Origin of the sequence: Nocardioides caricicola, assembly GCF_039541135.1 — a bacterium.
Lineage (GTDB): Bacteria > Actinomycetota > Actinomycetes > Propionibacteriales > Nocardioidaceae > Nocardioides > Nocardioides caricicola.
The window spans coordinates 80,355-97,016 of record NZ_BAABFQ010000004.1 but is presented as its reverse complement, the minus strand read 5'-3'; the positions used below and the strand labels follow the sequence as shown (position 1 = coordinate 97,016).

At 74.5% G+C, this 16,662-nt stretch carries 11 protein-coding genes; 7 read left to right on the top strand and 4 right to left on the bottom strand.

Annotated elements, in window-relative coordinates:
• The first annotated feature begins 36 nt into the window (after positions 1 to 36).
• Complete coding sequence (locus ABD875_RS07550; protein ID WP_345172901.1) at positions 37 to 951, top strand: ABC transporter ATP-binding protein; 915 nt, start codon at positions 37 to 39, stop codon at positions 949 to 951.
• A complete protein-coding gene (locus ABD875_RS07545; RefSeq protein ID WP_345172899.1) occupies positions 951 to 1,769 on the top strand; it encodes an ABC transporter permease in 819 nt (272 codons plus the stop codon). Before ABD875_RS07550 ends, ABD875_RS07545 begins: the two co-directional genes overlap by 1 nt.
• Positions 1,770 to 1,772: 3 nt before the next feature.
• Here the strand turns inward: ABD875_RS07545 and ABD875_RS07540 are convergent, their stop codons facing one another.
• From ABD875_RS07540 to ABD875_RS07525, 4 genes are all read right to left on the bottom strand, one after another.
• Positions 1,773 to 3,341, bottom strand: coding sequence for a sensor histidine kinase (locus ABD875_RS07540; protein ID WP_345172897.1), 1,569 nt, complete (start codon positions 3,339 to 3,341; stop codon positions 1,773 to 1,775).
• 171 nt (positions 3,342 to 3,512) lie between these two features.
• The gene (locus tag ABD875_RS07535) at positions 3,513 to 4,412 is read right to left on the bottom strand and encodes a sigma-70 family RNA polymerase sigma factor (protein WP_345172895.1); all 900 of its coding nucleotides are present in this window, start codon (positions 4,410 to 4,412) and stop codon (positions 3,513 to 3,515) included.
• A gap of 114 nt (positions 4,413 to 4,526) precedes the next feature.
• Positions 4,527 to 6,197 carry a sensor histidine kinase gene (locus tag ABD875_RS07530; protein WP_345172893.1) on the bottom strand — a complete coding sequence of 557 codons (1,671 nt, stop codon included), beginning with the start codon at positions 6,195 to 6,197 and terminating at the stop codon, positions 4,527 to 4,529.
• Positions 6,181 to 6,687, bottom strand: coding sequence for a response regulator (locus ABD875_RS07525; RefSeq protein WP_345172891.1), 507 nt, complete (start codon positions 6,685 to 6,687; stop codon positions 6,181 to 6,183). Before ABD875_RS07525 ends, ABD875_RS07530 begins: the two co-directional genes overlap by 17 nt.
• A 240-nt stretch (positions 6,688 to 6,927) precedes the next feature.
• On the opposite strand from ABD875_RS07525, the gene ABD875_RS07520 reads away from it, so the two are divergent.
• From ABD875_RS07520 to ABD875_RS07500, 5 genes are all read left to right on the top strand, one after another.
• Positions 6,928 to 7,584, top strand: a complete 657-nt coding sequence (locus tag ABD875_RS07520) for a response regulator (RefSeq protein WP_345172889.1) — start codon at positions 6,928 to 6,930, stop codon at positions 7,582 to 7,584.
• Between the two features lie 38 nt (positions 7,585 to 7,622).
• Positions 7,623 to 10,880 (top strand): exodeoxyribonuclease V subunit gamma, encoded by a 3,258-nt coding sequence (recC, locus tag ABD875_RS07515; protein WP_345172887.1) that lies wholly within the window; start codon positions 7,623 to 7,625, stop codon positions 10,878 to 10,880.
• Positions 10,877 to 14,125 carry a UvrD-helicase domain-containing protein gene (locus ABD875_RS07510; RefSeq protein ID WP_345172885.1) on the top strand — a complete coding sequence of 1,083 codons (3,249 nt, stop codon included), beginning with the start codon at positions 10,877 to 10,879 and terminating at the stop codon, positions 14,123 to 14,125. Before recC ends, ABD875_RS07510 begins: the two co-directional genes overlap by 4 nt.
• Positions 14,122 to 15,879 carry an exodeoxyribonuclease V subunit alpha gene (gene recD, locus ABD875_RS07505; protein ID WP_345172883.1) on the top strand — a complete coding sequence of 586 codons (1,758 nt, stop codon included), beginning with the start codon at positions 14,122 to 14,124 and terminating at the stop codon, positions 15,877 to 15,879. The genes ABD875_RS07510 and recD overlap by 4 nt, the downstream gene beginning before the upstream one ends.
• Positions 15,880 to 15,975: 96 nt before the next feature.
• Complete coding sequence (locus ABD875_RS07500; protein WP_345172881.1) at positions 15,976 to 16,608, top strand: ACT domain-containing protein; 633 nt, start codon at positions 15,976 to 15,978, stop codon at positions 16,606 to 16,608.
• The last annotated feature ends 54 nt before the right edge of the window (positions 16,609 to 16,662 follow it).

Sequence of the window (16,662 nt, the reverse complement as noted above, 5' to 3'; positions counted from 1 at the left end):
ATGTGTGGACGCAGTGGCCGCAGCAGGCTGGACGCCATGATCCGTGCTCACCACCTCACGAAGCGTTTCGGCGACAGGGTCGCCGTCGACGGCGTCGACTTCGTCGTCGAGCCCGGTCGCGTGACCGGCTTCCTCGGCCCCAACGGCGCCGGCAAGTCGACGACCATGCGGATGGTCCTCGGCCTGGACGCGCCGACGTCCGGCACCGTGAGCGTCAACGGTCATCGGTACGCCGCATCGCCCGCGCCCCTGCGCGAGATCGGCGCACTCCTCGACGCGCACGCCATCCACCCCGGGCGGTCCGCCCGCGACCACCTGCGGTGGATGGCGGCGTCCAACGGCATCCCGACCACGCGCGTGGGCGAGGTGCTCGACCTGGTCGGCCTGGAATCGGTCGCCGGTCAGAGGGCGGGCCGGTTCTCGCTCGGCATGGGGCAGCGACTCGGCATCGCGGCGGCGATGCTCGGCGACCCGCCGGTGGTCGTGCTCGACGAGCCCGTCAACGGACTCGACCCCGAGGGCATCCGTTGGGTGCGCACCTTCGCGCGCCAGCTCGCCGACGAGGGCCGGACCGTCTTCATCTCCAGCCACCTGATGTCCGAGATGGCGCTGATGGCCGACCATCTGCTGGTCATCGGGCGCGGCACGATCCTCGCGGACTGCTCGATGGCTGCGTTCATGTCCGACCACGCGGCGTCGTACGTCCGCGTGAAGGCGCCCGCCCTCGGCGACGCCGCGAACCTGCTCGCCGGGCGCGGCCTCGAGGTCGCCCGCGTCGACGACGAGATCCGGGTCGGGGGCCTCGACGCCCCGGCCATCGGGGACCTGCTCTTCAAGCACGGGCTCGCGGTGCACGAGCTGACGCTGGTGCGCTCCTCGCTCGAGGACGCGTTCATGGCGCTCACCGCCAGCAGCGTCGAGTACCACGCCGTCGTGGACGGAGCCGCGTGATGACCGCGACGCTGATGGAGTCCGGATCCGTCGTCGAGCGCGCCGGCGTCGCACGCCCGTCGTTCGCCGCGGTGCTGCGCGCGGAGTGGCTGAAGCTGCGCTCGGTGCGCTCGACCTGGTGGACGCTGGTCGCGACGTTCGTCCTCGGCGCCGGCCTGACCACGCTGATCTGCTGGGGCAACGCCGACTGGCTGGCCTCGCCCGAGGCCGACGAGTCGCCCGGCTCGTTCATCACCTGGGGGATGATGATCGCCCAGATCACCGCGGTCGTCCTGGGCGCGCTCGTCGTCACGACGGAGTACGGCACCGGCATGATCCGCACGACGTTCGCGGCGGTGCCCTCGCGCGGCCGGGTGCTCGCGGCCAAGTCCGTGGTGGTCGCCGTGCTGCTCGCCGTCGTCGGCACCGTCACCGCGTTCGTCGGGTACGCCGGGGGCAACTTCTTCCTCGACCGCGAGGGCATCGGCATGCCGCTGGAGGGCGACGTGCTGCGGTCGATGTTCGGGTCCGGGCTCTACCTCGCCGGGATCGGACTGTTCACGGTCGCGGTCGGGTTCCTGGTGCGGCACACCGCCGGGACGATCTCGAGCGTCCTCGCCCTGATGCTGATCCTGGGCAACATGGTGAACCTGATCCCCGGCGCGTTCGGCGAGTGGGTCACCAAGCTGATGCCGGGCAACGCCGGCTCCGGGGTGTCGACGCCGGTCTCGTTCAACCCCGACCTGCTCGACCCGTGGGTCGGCTTCGCGGTCTTCGGCCTGGAGGTCGCGGTGCTGCTCGCAGCGGCGTACGTCGTGGTGAGGCGGCGCGACGCCTGACGGTCAGCTCGCCGCGGCGAGCTCGGCGCGGTCGTCCCGGGCGCTGGGCAGGTGCACCGTCACGACCGTCCCCACGTTCGGGGTGGACGAGAGCGTGACGCGTCCGCCGTGGGACGAGACGATCGATCGGGTGACCGCGAGGCCGAGGCCGAGGCCGAGGCCCTGGTCCTCCCGGGCTCGGGACTGCCGCGCGCGGACGAACCGCTCGAAGAGGTCGGCCTGGTCGCACACCGGGATCCCGACACCGGTGTCGGCGACCTCCAGCACCGTCTCGCCGTGCCGGTGGCGCAGCCCGACCCGCACGACGCCGCCGGGCGGGGTGAACGTGATGGCGTTGTCCACGAGGCTGGTGACGACCCGGCCGAGCTGGGTCTCGTCCCCGAGCACCGGAGCGGAGTCGTGGCCGAGGTCGACGGTCACGTCGAGGCCGGCCGCGTCGAGGTCGGGAGCAGAGCGCTCGACCGCGTCCTTGACGACTCCGGCGAGGTCGAGGCGGCGACGTTCCACCTGGAAGGCGTCGGCCTGGACCGCGGACAGGGTCAGCAGGTTCTCCACCAGCTTGAGCAGGCGCCGCCCGTTGCGCTCGACCCGGCCCACCATGCTCGCCTGCAGCGGGCTGAGCGTCCCGGCGGAGGAGTCCAGGAGGACGTCGGTGTAGCCGAGGATGCTCGTCAGGGGCGTGCGCAGCTCGTGGTTCACCGCGGCGATGAACTCGTTCTTGGCGCGGTCGACGGCGTTGAGCCGGGCGACCAGCTCGCGCTCCTTGGCGAGCGCCTCCTGCAGCTGCCGGTGCGCGGTGCGCGCCTCGGTGACGTCCTCGGCGAGCGTGAGGTGGCCGAGGACCTCGCCGGCGTCGTCGCGCAGGGCGATGGAGGTGGTGGAGACCGTGATGCGCTCGCCGCCTGGCCGGACGTAGGTCCAGTCGCGCGGCGCGCAGCTGCTGTCGGCGCGTACGTCGGCCAGGACGACGGCGTAGCCGGGCGCGGTGCCGAGCTCGGCGGCCCGGGCGGCCAGCTCGCGGGCGTCGTGGAAGACCACGGGGGTGACCTGGCCGACGACGTCCGGGGACCGGCGACCGGTCATCCGCTCGGCGGCCGGGTTGAAGAACGTGATGACCCCGTGGACATCGGTGGCGATGATCCCGCGGGCCGTGGCGGGGTTGCGGGCGCTGTCGAGCAGGCCGCGTGCGAACCACTGCTCGTCGGGGTCCGGGGCCGTCTCGGTGCTCCCGACGGTCGGGGTGTGCGGGGCCGCCTCGATCAGCTCGACCTGCAGCCGGGACCCGACGCTGCCCGGCGGCCGCGTGGCCGTGACGTGGACGCGCCGGCCCGCTCGGCTGGCCGGCTGCGCGGCGCCGGTCCAGGCGCGGCTGCGGCGGTCGATCACGGAGCGGCAGCCCTCCAGGACGAACGGGGCGTCGGCCGCCGCGAACTGGGGCCCCCAGGTGGTGCCGACGAGCGTGCCGTGGGCGGTGCCGAGCAGCCGCTCGGCGGGCGTGGTCGCCGACACCACGACCAGGTCTGCGCCCTGGCGGCGCACCTCGACGAGAGCACGGTCGGTGATGCGGTCCACGACCTCACCCCACTCGGGGCGTGGAGCGGCGAGCGGCCGGCGCGACAACCGCGGCGTCGGTGGTGTTCGCGATCATGCTGTCAGCGTGCGCCGCTCCCGGGCCGGTCGACAGGGTCCTTGGCCTCGACCTGGCTAGTACATGCGTACCAGGGTGCGCCACGGCCGCGAGGTTCACGCGGACCACTCGACCTCGGCGGGCACGAGGTGGCGGGCGGGACGGCGCATGGAGTGGCGCTCGGCGACGGCGGCGACGTACGCCGCGCTGCGCCGCGCCGCGAGCCGGGAGCGCGGCTGCGCCGGCTCGGTCCGGTGCGGCTCGAAGGCGTTGGTCAGCGCGTCGCGGAGCAGGACGAGGGCCTCGGCGCGGAGCTGGGAGATGCGCGACTCGGTCACGCCCAGCTCCTGGGCGATCTCCCGCATCGGACGCTCCTCGAGGAAGTAGCCGGTGACGACGGCGCGCAGGCGCTCCGGGAGCTCCTGGATGGCGGCGGCGAGGTAGCCCAGCTGCTCGGCACGGTCGGCCAGGGCCTCCGGGCCGGGAGCCGCGGAGGCCAGCACGTCGGCGATGGAGTAGTCGAAGCCGTGGAGCGACAGCACCGTCGCCCGGGAGACGTCGGCGTCGGTGCGCGCCACGTCGGCGGTCGTGAGCCCGAGCGACTCGGCGACCGTGGCGTCGTCGGGGAAGGCCCCCGTCGTCGACGCCAGCTCGTGGCGGGTCGCGTCGATGTCCCGGCTGCGGCGGCGCACCCCGCGCGTCGCCCAGTCGATGGCGCGCAGCTCGTCGAGGAGCGCGCCGCGCACGCGGGTCGCCGCGTAGGACGCGAACGGCACCCCCAGGGCCGGGTCGAACGCCTGCGCGGCCTTGACCAGCGCGACCAGGCCGGCCGACCGGAGGTCGTCACGGTCCACGGAGGCGGGGATGCGCGCGGAGAGCTCGCGGACGAGGTGCCCGACGAGCGGCACGTGCTCCTCGGCCAGGTGAGCGGGGTCGGTCGGCTGCTCGCCGACCGACTCGGTTGCGTTGGTGTGGTTGTGGACGTTGCCGAACCGTCCCCCGGTGGTCTCGGTCATGGGTCAACTCTGTGCCGAACGTCACCTCGTCGACAGACGCCAACGTCCGGTTCCGACTAGTACGTCGGGGCCACCACGCACTAGTCCCGTCGCCGGGCTGCTCAGCCGGACTGCTCAGCCGGCGGGCGACGGGTCGGTGCCGCGCGGTAGCCAGTACCGCAGCGTGGTGAGGCCCTCGTCGCGCTCGAGCCGGCACCAGCCGCCGACGACCTGGGCGCGGTCGCGCATGCCGTCCAGCCCGCGGTGGCCCTGGGCCGAGCGCAGCGTGGCGACGTCGCCCGACGGGCCGACGCCGTCGTCGATGACCGCGATCTCCACGCCGTCGGGATCCGGCCGGATCGCGATCACGACGTGGCTGGCCTGGGCGTGGCGGCGCACGTTGGTGAGCGCCTCCTTGCAGATGCGGATCGCGTGTCCGCGCGTCACCGGGGGCAGGTCGGCGTCCGCCTGGGTCGCCCCGAGGGCGGGGTTCGCGCCGTTCTCGACCCGGATCGACGTCGCCACGGAGTCGTCGAGGAACACGTAGGCGAGGGCGTCGCGCACCTGGTCGGTGAGCGTGACGCCCGGGTCGGGCACCTCGAGCTCGAACAGGAGGTGGCGGAGCCCGCCGGTGACGTCGCTCAGGGCCACCTGGAGCGCGTCCACCGAGTCGGTGAGCTCCGGCGCGGCGGCGGCGATGCGGGTGCGGAGCAGGCCGAGCCGGAGGTCGATCGCGGCCAGGGACTGGATCGAGTGGTCGTGGACGTCGGCCGCGATGCGGGCGCGCTCGTCCTCCTGCGCGGCTACGAGCCGGTTGAGCAGGTCGACGCGCTGGGCGTCGATGAGCTGCAGCTGGGCCTGGGAGTCGAGGCGGTCCAGCGCGAACGAGACGTTCTCGGCCATCGTGATGAGCACCGAGACGAGGTCCTCCTCGAGCAGGGTGCGGTTCGGTGCCTGGACCACCAGCACCGCCGCGACGCCCGAGATCCGGCGCACGGGCAGGGCGACCGCCGCGGTGATGCCCTCCCGTCCGGCCCAGTCGGCCCAGGGGCCCGAGACCTCGGCGCCGATGTCGGCGCAGAACCACGGGAACGAGTCCGCCAGCACGCTGAGCAGCGGCGGGATCGCGTGCAGCGGGTCGAGGCCGCCCTTGCCGATCGGTCCGATGTCGCCTACCCGGCTCGCGACCCGCAGCCCGTCCGCGTCGTCCGGGGTCGCCACCCAGGTGGCGACCCGGGGGCTCGCGGCGGCGATCACGCGGCAGACGTGGGTGTAGAGGTCCTCGGGTGTGCGGGCGCGGAGGATCTCGGCGTTCAGCTCGGCGAGGGCGAGGTGCGCCCTGCTCATCGTCCCCACCCGCTCCTCGGCCGCGCGACGAGCGGAGATGTCGACGACCCCGGCGATGGTCCAGGTGCCCTCGGGGGTCGGCACGGGCGTCAGGCTGATCTCGACGGGGAACGTCGTCCCGTCCTTGCGCCGTGCCGCGAGCTCGAGACCGGACCCCATCGCCCTCGGTCGCGCGTCGGCGACGTACCCCTCGCGCAGCCCCGCGTGGTGCCGGGCGTGGGGAGCCGGGATCAGCACCTCGACGGGCTGGCCCAGGAGCTCGTCGAGGGTGTAGCCGAAGGCGTCGAGGCCCGAGTGGTTGACGTAGTTGATCGTGCCGGACGCCGTGACCGCGACGACCGATGACGCGCTGGAGTCGAGCACCGTGAAGAGGGCGTCGGACGGAGGGATCGCGGGTCCGGCCGGCGGGGCGGCGTCCTCGCCGTCTCCCGCTGCGTGCTCGCTACGCGGTTCGCTCAACCTCGTCCCCCCGGGCGGGCTCTCGGTTCGCCTGCTCCGCCAACATGAGGAGCGCCTTGGCGCCCGACGGTACCGCCAGGACGACCTCCCCGGAAGCACACCGGTGGACGAGGTCGGGGAGAGCGGCGCCCAGGTTTCCCTTGGCGAGGTAGCCGGTGGCGCCCGCGGCCAGCAGGTCGCGTACGTCGCTCACGCCGGTGTGCGCACTCAGGGCGATCACGACCACCGGAGTGTCGGGCGCATCGCCTTCGGCCTCGGCCCGCTCGCGGTCGTCCGCGCGCAGGCCGCGGACCGCCGTGGCCCCACCGCCCGGCATCCGGATGTCGACGAGCGCGACGTCGGGCCGGAGGGCGGCGACCACCTCGCGGAGCTCGGGGCCGGAGCCGACCGCCGCGACCACGGCGAACCGCGGATCGGCCGTCAGCACGTCGCTGACCGCCTCGCGGAACGTGCGGTCGTCGTCCCCGATGGCGACTCGGATCTGGGGCATGACGTCTCCTGCGCCGGACCGCGTCGTCCCGCGATCGTCCCCGCGATCATCGCAGTCGGGCGGTTCCCGTGACTTGGCTCACAGGTGCCAGTTGGTCTAGTACGTTGGCACCACTCAGCCGGTCTCGCATGATCGGCGCGCACCAGAAGCTCGGGTTGGAGACGTGGAACCAGTCCTCTCGGAGGGTGGGGCTGAGGGCGGGAAGGCCCCCAGCCTCGACGTCGCGCGAGTGAAGCGCCGATGACGGCGGTCCCCGACCAGCCCATCCGGGTCCTCGTCGTCGACGACCACGAGGTGCTGGCCGGCGCGCTCGCCCAGGTCCTCGCCACGGAGCCCGACCTCGTCATCGCCGGGGTGGCCGGCGACCTCGGCCGCGCGCGCTCGCTGCTCGCCACCTCGACCCCCGACGTCGTGCTGCTCGACCACCGGCTGCCGGACGGCGACGGGGTCGCCGCCCTCCCCGAGCTGCAGGCGCTGCGTCCCTCGGCCCGGTTCGTCGTCCTGACGGCGAGCACGGCCGACAGCGTCCTGGTGGCCGCGATCGAGGGCGGTGCGGCCGGCTTCGTGTCCAAGACCCGTGGCCTCGGCGAGGTCACCGCCGCCGTCCGCTCGGCCGCCAGCGGCGAGGCCGTGATCTCCCCCGAGCTGCTGGCTCGGCTGCTGCCCCGGTTGCACCGGGGCGGGCAGTCGCGACCCACGGACCTCACCGAGCGGGAGCGCGAGGTCCTCGCGCTGCTCGCCGAGGGCCTCTCGAACGCGGCGATCGCCGAGCGGATGACCGTGAGCGTCCACACCGTGCGCAACCACCTCGCCAACCTGTCGGCCAAGCTCGGCGCGCACTCGAAGCTCGAGGCCCTCTCGATCGCGATCCGCGAGGGCCTGCTGCCGGACCGGTGACGCTCCGGACTGTCCCCAGCGGGCCATAGGGTCACCGTGTGACCCTGCAGATCCACCGAGCCGCGCGCACCGACGTGCTCGCCGACCGGCTCGGGGACCTGCTGTCCACGCCTCTCGACGACCCGTTCGCCGAGGAGGTCGTGGTGGTCCCGGCCCGCGGCGTCGAGCGGTGGCTGACCCAGCGGCTCTCCCACCGGCTCGGCACCGGTGCGCGGGGCGGCGACGGCGTCTGCGCGGGCGTCCGGTTCCTCAACCCGCGCAGCCTGGTCAGCCTGCTCCTCGGCCGCGAGCGCGACGACCCGTGGGACCCCGAGCGCCTGGTCTGGCCGCTGCTCGCCACCATCGACGACTGCCTCGGGGCGCCCGGGTTCGAGACCCTCACCGCGCACCTCGACGGCGACATGCGGCGCAACCGGCGCTACTCCGTCGCGTTCCGGCTGGCCGGGCTGTTCGCGTCGTACGCCGTCCAGCGGCCGTCGCTGATCGCCGGCTGGCGCGAGGGGCACGATGACCTCCCCGACGACCTGCGCTGGCAGGCCGAGCTGTGGCGCCGGCTCATTGCCCGTGTCGACGCCCCCGCGCCGGACCTCCGGCACACCGCGACGGTCGCGACCCTGGAGCAGGGCGGCGCCGACCTCCCGCTCCCCGGGCGGCTCAGCCTGTTCGGCCACACCCGGATCCCGGTCACCGAGGTCGAGCTGCTGGCTGCCCTGGGCGCGCACCGCGACGTGCACCTGTTCCTTCCGCAGCCCTCGCCGCAGCTCTGGGACGACCTCGCCGGGCTCGGCGGCGTCGTCGCCCGCGAGGACGACACCTCCGCGGAGCGGGTCGGCCACCCGCTGCTCGCGTCGCTGGGCCGCGACGCCCGCGAGCTGCGGCGCACCCTCGACGGCATCCCGGCCGAGCTCGTTCCCACCCCGGGCGTCGACCGGGAGACGATGCTCGGCTGGCTCCAGCACGACCTGCGCGCCAACCACGCCCCGGCGTACGACGAGCGCGCGCGCCGCCGCCTCGCCGAGGGCGACCGGACCCTGCAGGTGCACGCGTGCCACGGCCCGGCCCGCCAGATCGACGTGCTCCGCGAGGTGCTGGTCGGGATGCTCGAGGACGACCCGACCCTCGAGCCGCGCGACATCCTCGTGATGTGCCCGGACATCGAGACGTTCGCGCCGCTGATCTCGGCCGGGTTCGGGCTCGCGACCACCGCCGACGGCCACCCCGCGCACCAGCTGCGGGTGAAGCTCGCCGACCGGGCCCTCACCAGCACGAACCCGCTCCTCTCCGTCGCGGGCGACCTGCTGGAGCTGTCGGGTGGGCGGGTGACGGCGGCCGACGTGCTCGACCTCGCGGCGACCGAGCCGTGCCGGCGCCGGTTCGGCTTCACCGACGACGACCTCGACCGGGTCAGCCGATGGGTCGCGCAGGCCGGCGTGCGGTGGGGCATCGACGAGCGGTCGCGCACGCAGTTCCAGATGGACCGGTTCCCCCACAACACCTGGCGGATGGGGCTCGACCGGATCCTGCTCGGCGTCGCGATGAGCGGCGACGACCACCGCCACCTCGGCCGCGGGCTGCCGCTCGACGACGTCGGGAGCAACGAGATCGACCTGGCCGGCCGGGTCGCCGAGCTCGTCGACCGCCTCGACACCTGCCTGACCGGGCTCGCGGAGGCGACCACCGTCGCGGAGTGGACCGACCGGTTGCGCGCCGGCGTCCGGGGCCTCACCGACGTGGTGGCCGACGACGCCTGGCAGCTCCCGCAGTTCGAGCGCGAGCTGGCCCGCGCGGCGGCGTCGGCGCACGAGGGCGAGATCGAGCTGCGGCTCTCCGACATGCGGGCGCTGCTGCAGTCCCGGCTCGCCGGCCGGCCGACCCGCGCCAACTTCCGCACCGGCTCGCTCACCGTCGCCACGCTGGTCCCGATGCGCTCGGTCCCGCACCGCGTCGTATGCCTGGTCGGGCTGGACGACGGCGTGTTCCCGCGCGCCGGGGCGGTCGACGGCGACGACGTGCTCGCCCGGCACCCGATGACCGGCGAGCGCGACGGCCGCAGCGAGGACCGGCAGCTGCTGCTCGACGCCGTGCTGGCCGCGACCGAGCACCTCGTCATCACCTACACCGGGGCCAACGAGCAGTCCGGTGCGCGGCGTCCGCCCGCCGTACCCCTCGGCGAGATCCTCGACGCCGCCGACCGCTGCACCGCGGAGCCGGTCCGCGACCGGGTGCTGACCGAGCACCCGCTGCAGCCGTACGACGCGCGCAACTTCGAGCCGCGGCGCCCGTTCAGCTTCGACCGGGCCTCGCTGGCCGGGGCACGGTCGGCGTCGGGTGAGCGCCGCGAGCCGCCGCCGTTCCTCGCCGGGCCGCTGCCGGCGCGCGACCGCGAGGACGTCTCGCTCGCCGACCTCAAGGCCTTCCTCGGCCACCCGGTGCGCGCGTTCGTCCGCGACCGGCTCGACGTCGCGACGCCGTTCACCCGCGATGACCTCGCCGACGCGATCCCGGTGTCGCTCGACAGCCTGGAGAAGTGGCAGATCGGCGACCGGCTGCTGCGCGAGCTGCTCGCCGGGCAGGACCCGGTCGCGGTGATGACCGCGGAACAGCTCAGCGGCACGCTGCCGCCGGGCGGCCTCGGCACCGGCGCGTTCAACGAGGTCGTCGAGGAGTGCCAGAAGCTCTGGGTGCGCACGGCCGACATCCGCGAGGGCGAGCGCCGGTCGGTCGACGTGGACGTCGACCTCGGCGACGGCCGCCGGCTCACCGGGACGGTGCCGAGCGTCTACGGCACCCGGGTCGTGGCGCTCGGGTACTCCCGCCTCAACGCCCGCCAGCGGCTGCACGCCTGGGTCGACCTGCTCGCGCTCAGCGCCTCCCACCCCGACCAGCACTGGACGTCCCACGCGGTCGGCCGCGAGCGCGCCGGCCCGAAGCGCGCGCTGGCCGGACCCCTCGACCACCGCGCGGTCGACTGGCTGCGTGACCTCGTCGAGCTGCGCGACCGCGGGCTCTGCGCGCCGCTGCCGGTGCCGGTCAAGACCGGCGCGGCGTGGGCCGAGGCGCACCTGCGCGAGCAGATGGGGCAGGACACCCCGCCGTACGCCGCCGCGAACCGCGAGTGGGAGACCGACCCGTTCAACCAGTTCGACATCCAGGGCGAGGACGCCGACGGCTACCACCAACGCGTGTACGGCGTCCGGGCGTCGCTGGACCTGCTGGTCGACGCCGGCCTGGGCGACATCGCGTGGCGGATCTGGGAGCCGCTGCTCACCGGCGCCGAGAGGGTGGGCCCGCTATGAGCCCGTTCGACATCACCGGCGACCTCCCGACCGGCACCGTGCTCCTCGAGGCCAGCGCCGGCACCGGCAAGACCTGGACCATCGGCGCGCTCGTGACGCGGTACGTCGCCGAGGGGCACGCGAAGCTCGAGCAGATGCTGGTCGTCACGTTCGGCCGCGCCGCCAGCCAGGAGCTCCGCGAGCGGGTGCGCGCCCAGCTCGTCGAGGCCGAGCGGGTGCTGAGCGACGACCCGGCCGCGGGCGACGTCTCCGACTCCGACCTCGTGCGGCTGCTGCGCGCGTGGGACGCCGACGCCCGCCGGGCGGGGCACCGGCGGGTCACCGAGGCGCTGGCCGGCTTCGACGCGGCGACGATCGCCACCACCCACCAGTTCTGCTCGCTGGTGCTCGACTCGCTCGGCGTCGCCGGCGACACCGACTCCCGCGCCCGGCTGGTCGAGGACCTCGACGACCTGGTGAAGGAGACCGTCGACGACCTCTACCTGCGCGCGTTCGCGTTCGACCCCGGCGGCCCGGTCTTCGACCACGTGGAGGCGCTCGCGATCGCGCGGACCGCGGTCGGCGACCCGCAGGCCCGCCTGGAGCCCGCCGGTGAGGACCGCTCGACCCCGGCTGGCCGCCGGGTCAGCTTCGCCGAGGCCGTCCGCGCCGAGCTCGACCGGCGCAAGCGCCGCCTCGGCATCCTGTCGTACGACGACCTGCTGACCCAGCTCGCCGACGCGCTGAAGGACGAGGACGGCGCCGCGGCCCAGCGGATGCGCGCGCGGTGGAGCATCGTGCTGGTCGACGAGTTCCAGGACACCGACCCGGTGCAGTGGCAGGTGCTCGACCGGGCGTTCTCCGGCCACGCGACGATGGTGCTGATCGGGGACCCGAAGCAGGCGATCTACGCCTTCCGCGGTGGTGACGTCACGACCTACCTCCAGGCGGCCGCCACGGCCACGACCCAGCAGACGCTCTCGGTGAACTGGCGCAGCGACGCCCCGCTGCTGGACTCCTTCCAGGCGCTGCTGCGTGGCGCCGCGCTCGGCGACGACCGGATCGTGGTCCGCGACGTGGAGGCGCACCACCGCGAGAGCCGGCTGTCCGGCGGCGCCGCGCCGTTCCGGGTGCGGGTGGTCCGGCGCGACCAGTTCCGCCGCGGCGGCAGCGCGATGCTCCCGGTCGCCCAGGTGCGCCCGCACGTCGCGAAGGACCTCGCGCTCGACGTGCGCAGGCTGTTGGCGTCCGGGGCGACGTACTGCGGTGAGCCGCTGCGGCCGCGCGACATCGCGGTGATCAGCTACCGCCACGCAGACCTGGCCGACGTCCGCGAGGCGCTGCTCGCCCAGGGCGTCCCGGCGGTGATCGCCGGCGGCGGCAGCGTCTTCGCCACCCCGGCCGCGGTCGAGTGGCTGACGCTGCTGGAGGCGCTCGAGCAGCCGCACCGCAGCGCGCGGGTGCGCGCGGCCGCGCTCACCTGCTTCCTCGGGCACACGCCCGCCGAGATCGACGCGGGTGGTGACGACCTCACCGACGAGGTCGCCGACACCCTGCGCGCCTGGGTCGAGCTGTTCACCCACCGCGGCATCGCCGCTGTCCTCGAGGCGGCGAACGTCTCCGGCCTGCCCGAGCGGGTGCTCGCCGAGGTCGGCGGCGACCGCCGGCTCACCGACCTGCGCCACATCGGAGAGGCGCTGCACGAGGTCACGCTCACCGAGCGGCACGGCCTCGTCTCGCTGCTCACCTGGCTGCGGGACCAGGTGTCCGAGGGCCGCGCGGGCCGCGGGGTCGAGCGCACCCGCCGGCTCGACTCCGACGCGGCCGCGGTCCAGCTCGTGACGATCCACGCCAGCAAGGGGCTGGAGTACCCCGTCGTCTACCTCCCGGCGCTCTCCGACCGGTTCGTCCCGAAGCCTACCCGGCCGCTGTTCCACGACGACGACGGCAACCGCTGCCTGAACGTCGGCGCCGGGGGTGCCGACTGGAGCGACCACTGCCGGCGCTGGGCCGACGAGGAGGCCGGCGAGTGGCTGCGCCTGCTGTACGTCGCGATCACCCGCGCCAAGTCGCAGGTCGTCGCCTGGTGGGCGCCGACCAAGAACGCCGTCGCCTCGCCGCTGCACCGGATGCTCATGCGCGACGCCGAGTCCGTCGACGTCCCCGACAGCCCGCCGGTCCCGAACGACGACGACGTCGTCGCCCTGTTCAGCCGTTGGCGCGACCGCGGCGGGCCCTCGCCCGAGGCGGCCATCCACGCCGACCCCGGAGCCGACCCGCCGCGGCCGGCCCCGCCGGCGCTCGCTGCCCGCGCGTTCACGCGCGAGGTCGACACCGAGTGGCGGCGTGCGTCGTACTCCTCGCTGAGCAAGCTCGAGACGGCCGCCGCGGTCACCAGCGAGCCGGAGGTCAGCGCCAAGGACGACGAGGAGCTCGAGCCGACCGCCCTGGAGCTCGTGCCGCCGGCCGACGACGTGCCGTCCCCGATGGCCGGACTGCCGGTCGGCGCGACGTTCGGGTCGCTCGTGCACGCGGTGCTGGAGCACACCGACCCCGACGCTCCCGACCTGCGCGCGGAGCTGCTCGCGCACATCGACGACCAGCTCGGCTGGTGGCCCGTCGAGCTCGACCGCGAGGAGCTCGCCGACGCGCTGGTCGCGGTCTGCGACTCGCCGCTCGGCCCGCTCGCAGGCGGCCTGACCCTGCGAAAGCTGTCGCTGGCCGACCGGCTGCGCGAGATGGACTTCGAGCTGCCGCTCGGCGACGGCCGGCTCGGCGACATCGGCCCGCTGCTCGAGCGGCACCTGCCGGCCGGCGACCCGGTCCGCGAGTACGCCCACACGCTCGCCGGACCGCTCGGCGAGCAGACCCTGCGCGGCTACCTCACCGGCTCGGTGGACGTCGTGCTCCGGCTCCCCGGCCCGCGCTACCTCGTCGTCGACTACAAGACCAACTGGGTCGGTCCCGCCGACGCCCCGCTGACCGCGCACAGCTACCGGCCCGAGGCGCTGGCCGCCGCGATGGGTCACTCCGACTACCCTCTGCAGGCTCTGCTGTACGCCGCCGTGCTGCACCGGTTCCTGCGCTGGCGGCAGCCCGGCTACGACCCGTCGGTGCACCTCGGTGGGGTGCTGTACCTCTACCTGCGCGGCATGTGCGGCCCGGACACTCCGCTGGTCGACGGCGCCCCGTGCGGCGTGTTCGCCTGGAAGCCGCCGGTCGCGCTCGTCGAGGACCTCTCCGACCTCCTGGACGGTGGGCGATGACCGAGTTGTTCGAGCCGGTCGGCGAGCACGACTGGAGGATCGCCACCACCGCCACGGGGCTGCTGGCCGACTTCAACGCCGCGGGTGTGCTGACCTCGTCCGACGTCCACGTCGCGACCCGCATCGGCGCGCTCGGCGGCGAGGCCGACGAGCGGGTGCTGCTCGCGGTGGCGCTCGCGGTCCGGGCGGTCCGCCGCGGCTCGGTCTGCCTCGACCTGGCCACCGTCCGCGACACCGCGCCCGAGCTGACCTGGCCGGACGCGTGGCCGATCGAGGAGTCCCCGCTGGTCGCCGCCGGCGTCGTGCGCTGGGACCGCGGGCTGCTCTACCTCGACCGCTACCACCGGCTCGAGACCCAGGTGCACGACGACCTCGCGGCCCGGCTCGCGCTCCCGCCGCCCCCGGTCGACGAGGCTCGCCTGGAGGCCGCGCTCGCCCGCCTCGGTGCCGAGCACTTCAGCGAGGAACAGCGCGCGGCGGTCGTGGCCGCCGTGCGCCGGCGTACGACGATCCTCACCGGCGGACCTGGCACCGGGAAGACGACCACCGTCGCGCGGCTGCTCGCGCTGCTCGCCGACCAGGCCGGCGGCGGGCTCTCCATCGCCCTCGCAGCGCCGACCGGCAAGGCCGCGACCCGGCTGCAGGAGGCCGTGGTCGGCGAGCTCGACGCGGTCGCGCGCACCTGGCCGGAGGCGGCGGGACTGGTCGGTCGCGTCGACGGGCTGACGCTGCACCGGCTGCTGGGCTGGCGCCCCGACAACGCCACCCGGTTCCGCCACGACCGCAGCAACCGGCTCAAGTACGACGTGGTCGTCGTCGACGAGTCCTCGATGGTCGAGCTCACGATGATGGGCCGGCTGCTGGAGGCGCTGCGGCCGGAGTCGCGGCTGGTGCTGGTCGGCGACCCGCGTCAGCTCACCTCGGTCGGCGCGGGCGCGGTGCTGAGCGACCTGGTCGCCGGGTTCGAGGGCCGCGCGGACTCACCGGTCGCCGCGCTCACCGTGAACTTCCGCTCCGAGGAGGACATCAAGGCGCTCGCGACCGTGCTCCGCGACGGCGACGCCGACGACGTGCTGCGGGTGCTGCGCACGGCGTCGGACCAGGTGTCGTTCGTCGAGGCCGCCGACCAGGCCTCGATCGAGGCGGCGCTGCGCGAGGACTCCCTCACCGCGGCGCGCGCCGTCTGGGAGGCCGCGGTCGCCGAGGACCCGGCCCGCGCGCTCGACGCGCTGGACCGCTATCGGCTGCTCTGCGCGCACCGCGACGGCCCGTACGGCGTGCGCCGCTGGAACCACCTCGTCGAGCGCTGGCTCGCCGAGGACCCCGCGGTCGAGAGCCAGCACGTGCTCGGAGAGGAGTGGTACGTCGGGCGCCCGCTGCTGGTCACCAGCAACGACTACGCCCTCGACGTCTACAACGGCGAGACCGGCGTGGTCGTGCGCCGCGGCGGCCGCCCGCGTGCGTTCGTGGCCGGGTCGGAGCGGCTCAAGGAGTTCGCCCCCGGGCGGCTCGACGCCGTCGAGACCATGCACGCGATGACCATCCACAAGAGCCAGGGCAGCCAGGCCGACCGGGTGACCGTCCTGCTCCCCGACGAGGGCTCGAGGCTGCTGACCCGCGAGCTGTTCTACACGGCCGTCACCCGGGCCCGTCAGCACGTGCGCGTGGTCGGCACCGAGGCCGCCGTACGCGCCGCCGTGGAGACCCGCGCCCAGCGCGCGACCGGCCTGCGGCTCCGCCTGGCCGAGGGCTGACCCGCGGCGCTCGCTCTGGGAGGGCCCCCAGCCCCGCCTGGCCGAAGGCTGACACGCGGAAACCCCGCCGCAACAGGTCCCGGCTAGGGTCGAGGCATGCCGTACCTGCTGCGCGTGGAGCTGCCTGACGTCCCGGGGTCCCTGGGCCGGGTGGCGACCGCCATCGGTATGGCCGGCGGCGACATCGAGGCGATCGAGATCGTGGAGAAGCGGCACGCCGAGGGCACCGCGGTCGACGACGTGCTCCTCGAGACCGCGCCGAACGCGATGCCCGACTCGATCGTGTCGGCCTGCAACGCGCTCGACGGCGTGCAGGTCGTGTGGATCAGCCGGTACGCCGCGGGCGGGAACCTGTTCCTCGACCTCGAGGCGGTCGAGGAGCTGACCGCCGACCCGGAGGGGTCGCTGAACCGGCTCGTCGACCTGCTGCCCGTCACGTTCCGGGCCGACTGGGGCGCGCGGGTGTCCAAGGCGGACGGCGTCGTGCACGCGACCGCGGCCGCCCCGTCCGGCCTGGCCTGGCAGCAGATCGAGCGCGCGGAGCTGATCGAGTCCGCGGACGAGAACGCCGTCGTCGCGGCCGCCCGGCTCAACAAGTCCGAGATCGTGGTGATCGGCCGTCGCGGCGGCCCCGAGTTCCTCGACTCCGAGCTGGCCCGCCTCGGCCACCTGGTCGGCCTGGCCATGTCGATCTCGCGCACCGCGGCCAAGGCCGCCAACCAGCGCTAGCGCATACCCGCCGCCCGGATGGGCACTGCTCAGCGAGAGAGCAGATGCCGCACG

Bases quoted from the DNA above. Each gene is read 5' to 3' on its own strand.
- ABD875_RS07550 (WP_345172901.1), top strand. From the start codon at position 37: ATGATCCGTGCTCACCACCTCACGAAGCGTTTCGGCGACAGGGTCGCC.
- ABD875_RS07545 (WP_345172899.1), top strand. From the start codon at position 951: ATGACCGCGACGCTGATGGAGTCCGGATCCGTCGTCGAGCGCGCCGGC.
- ABD875_RS07535 (WP_345172895.1), bottom strand. From the start codon at position 4,412: ATGACCGAGACCACCGGGGGACGGTTCGGCAACGTCCACAACCACACC.
- ABD875_RS07525 (WP_345172891.1), bottom strand. From the start codon at position 6,687: ATGCCCCAGATCCGAGTCGCCATCGGGGACGACGACCGCACGTTCCGC.
- ABD875_RS07520 (WP_345172889.1), top strand. From the start codon at position 6,928: ATGACGGCGGTCCCCGACCAGCCCATCCGGGTCCTCGTCGTCGACGAC.
- ABD875_RS07510 (WP_345172885.1), top strand. From the start codon at position 10,877: ATGAGCCCGTTCGACATCACCGGCGACCTCCCGACCGGCACCGTGCTC.
- recD (WP_345172883.1), top strand. From the start codon at position 14,122: ATGACCGAGTTGTTCGAGCCGGTCGGCGAGCACGACTGGAGGATCGCC.
- ABD875_RS07500 (WP_345172881.1), top strand. From the start codon at position 15,976: ATGCCGTACCTGCTGCGCGTGGAGCTGCCTGACGTCCCGGGGTCCCTG.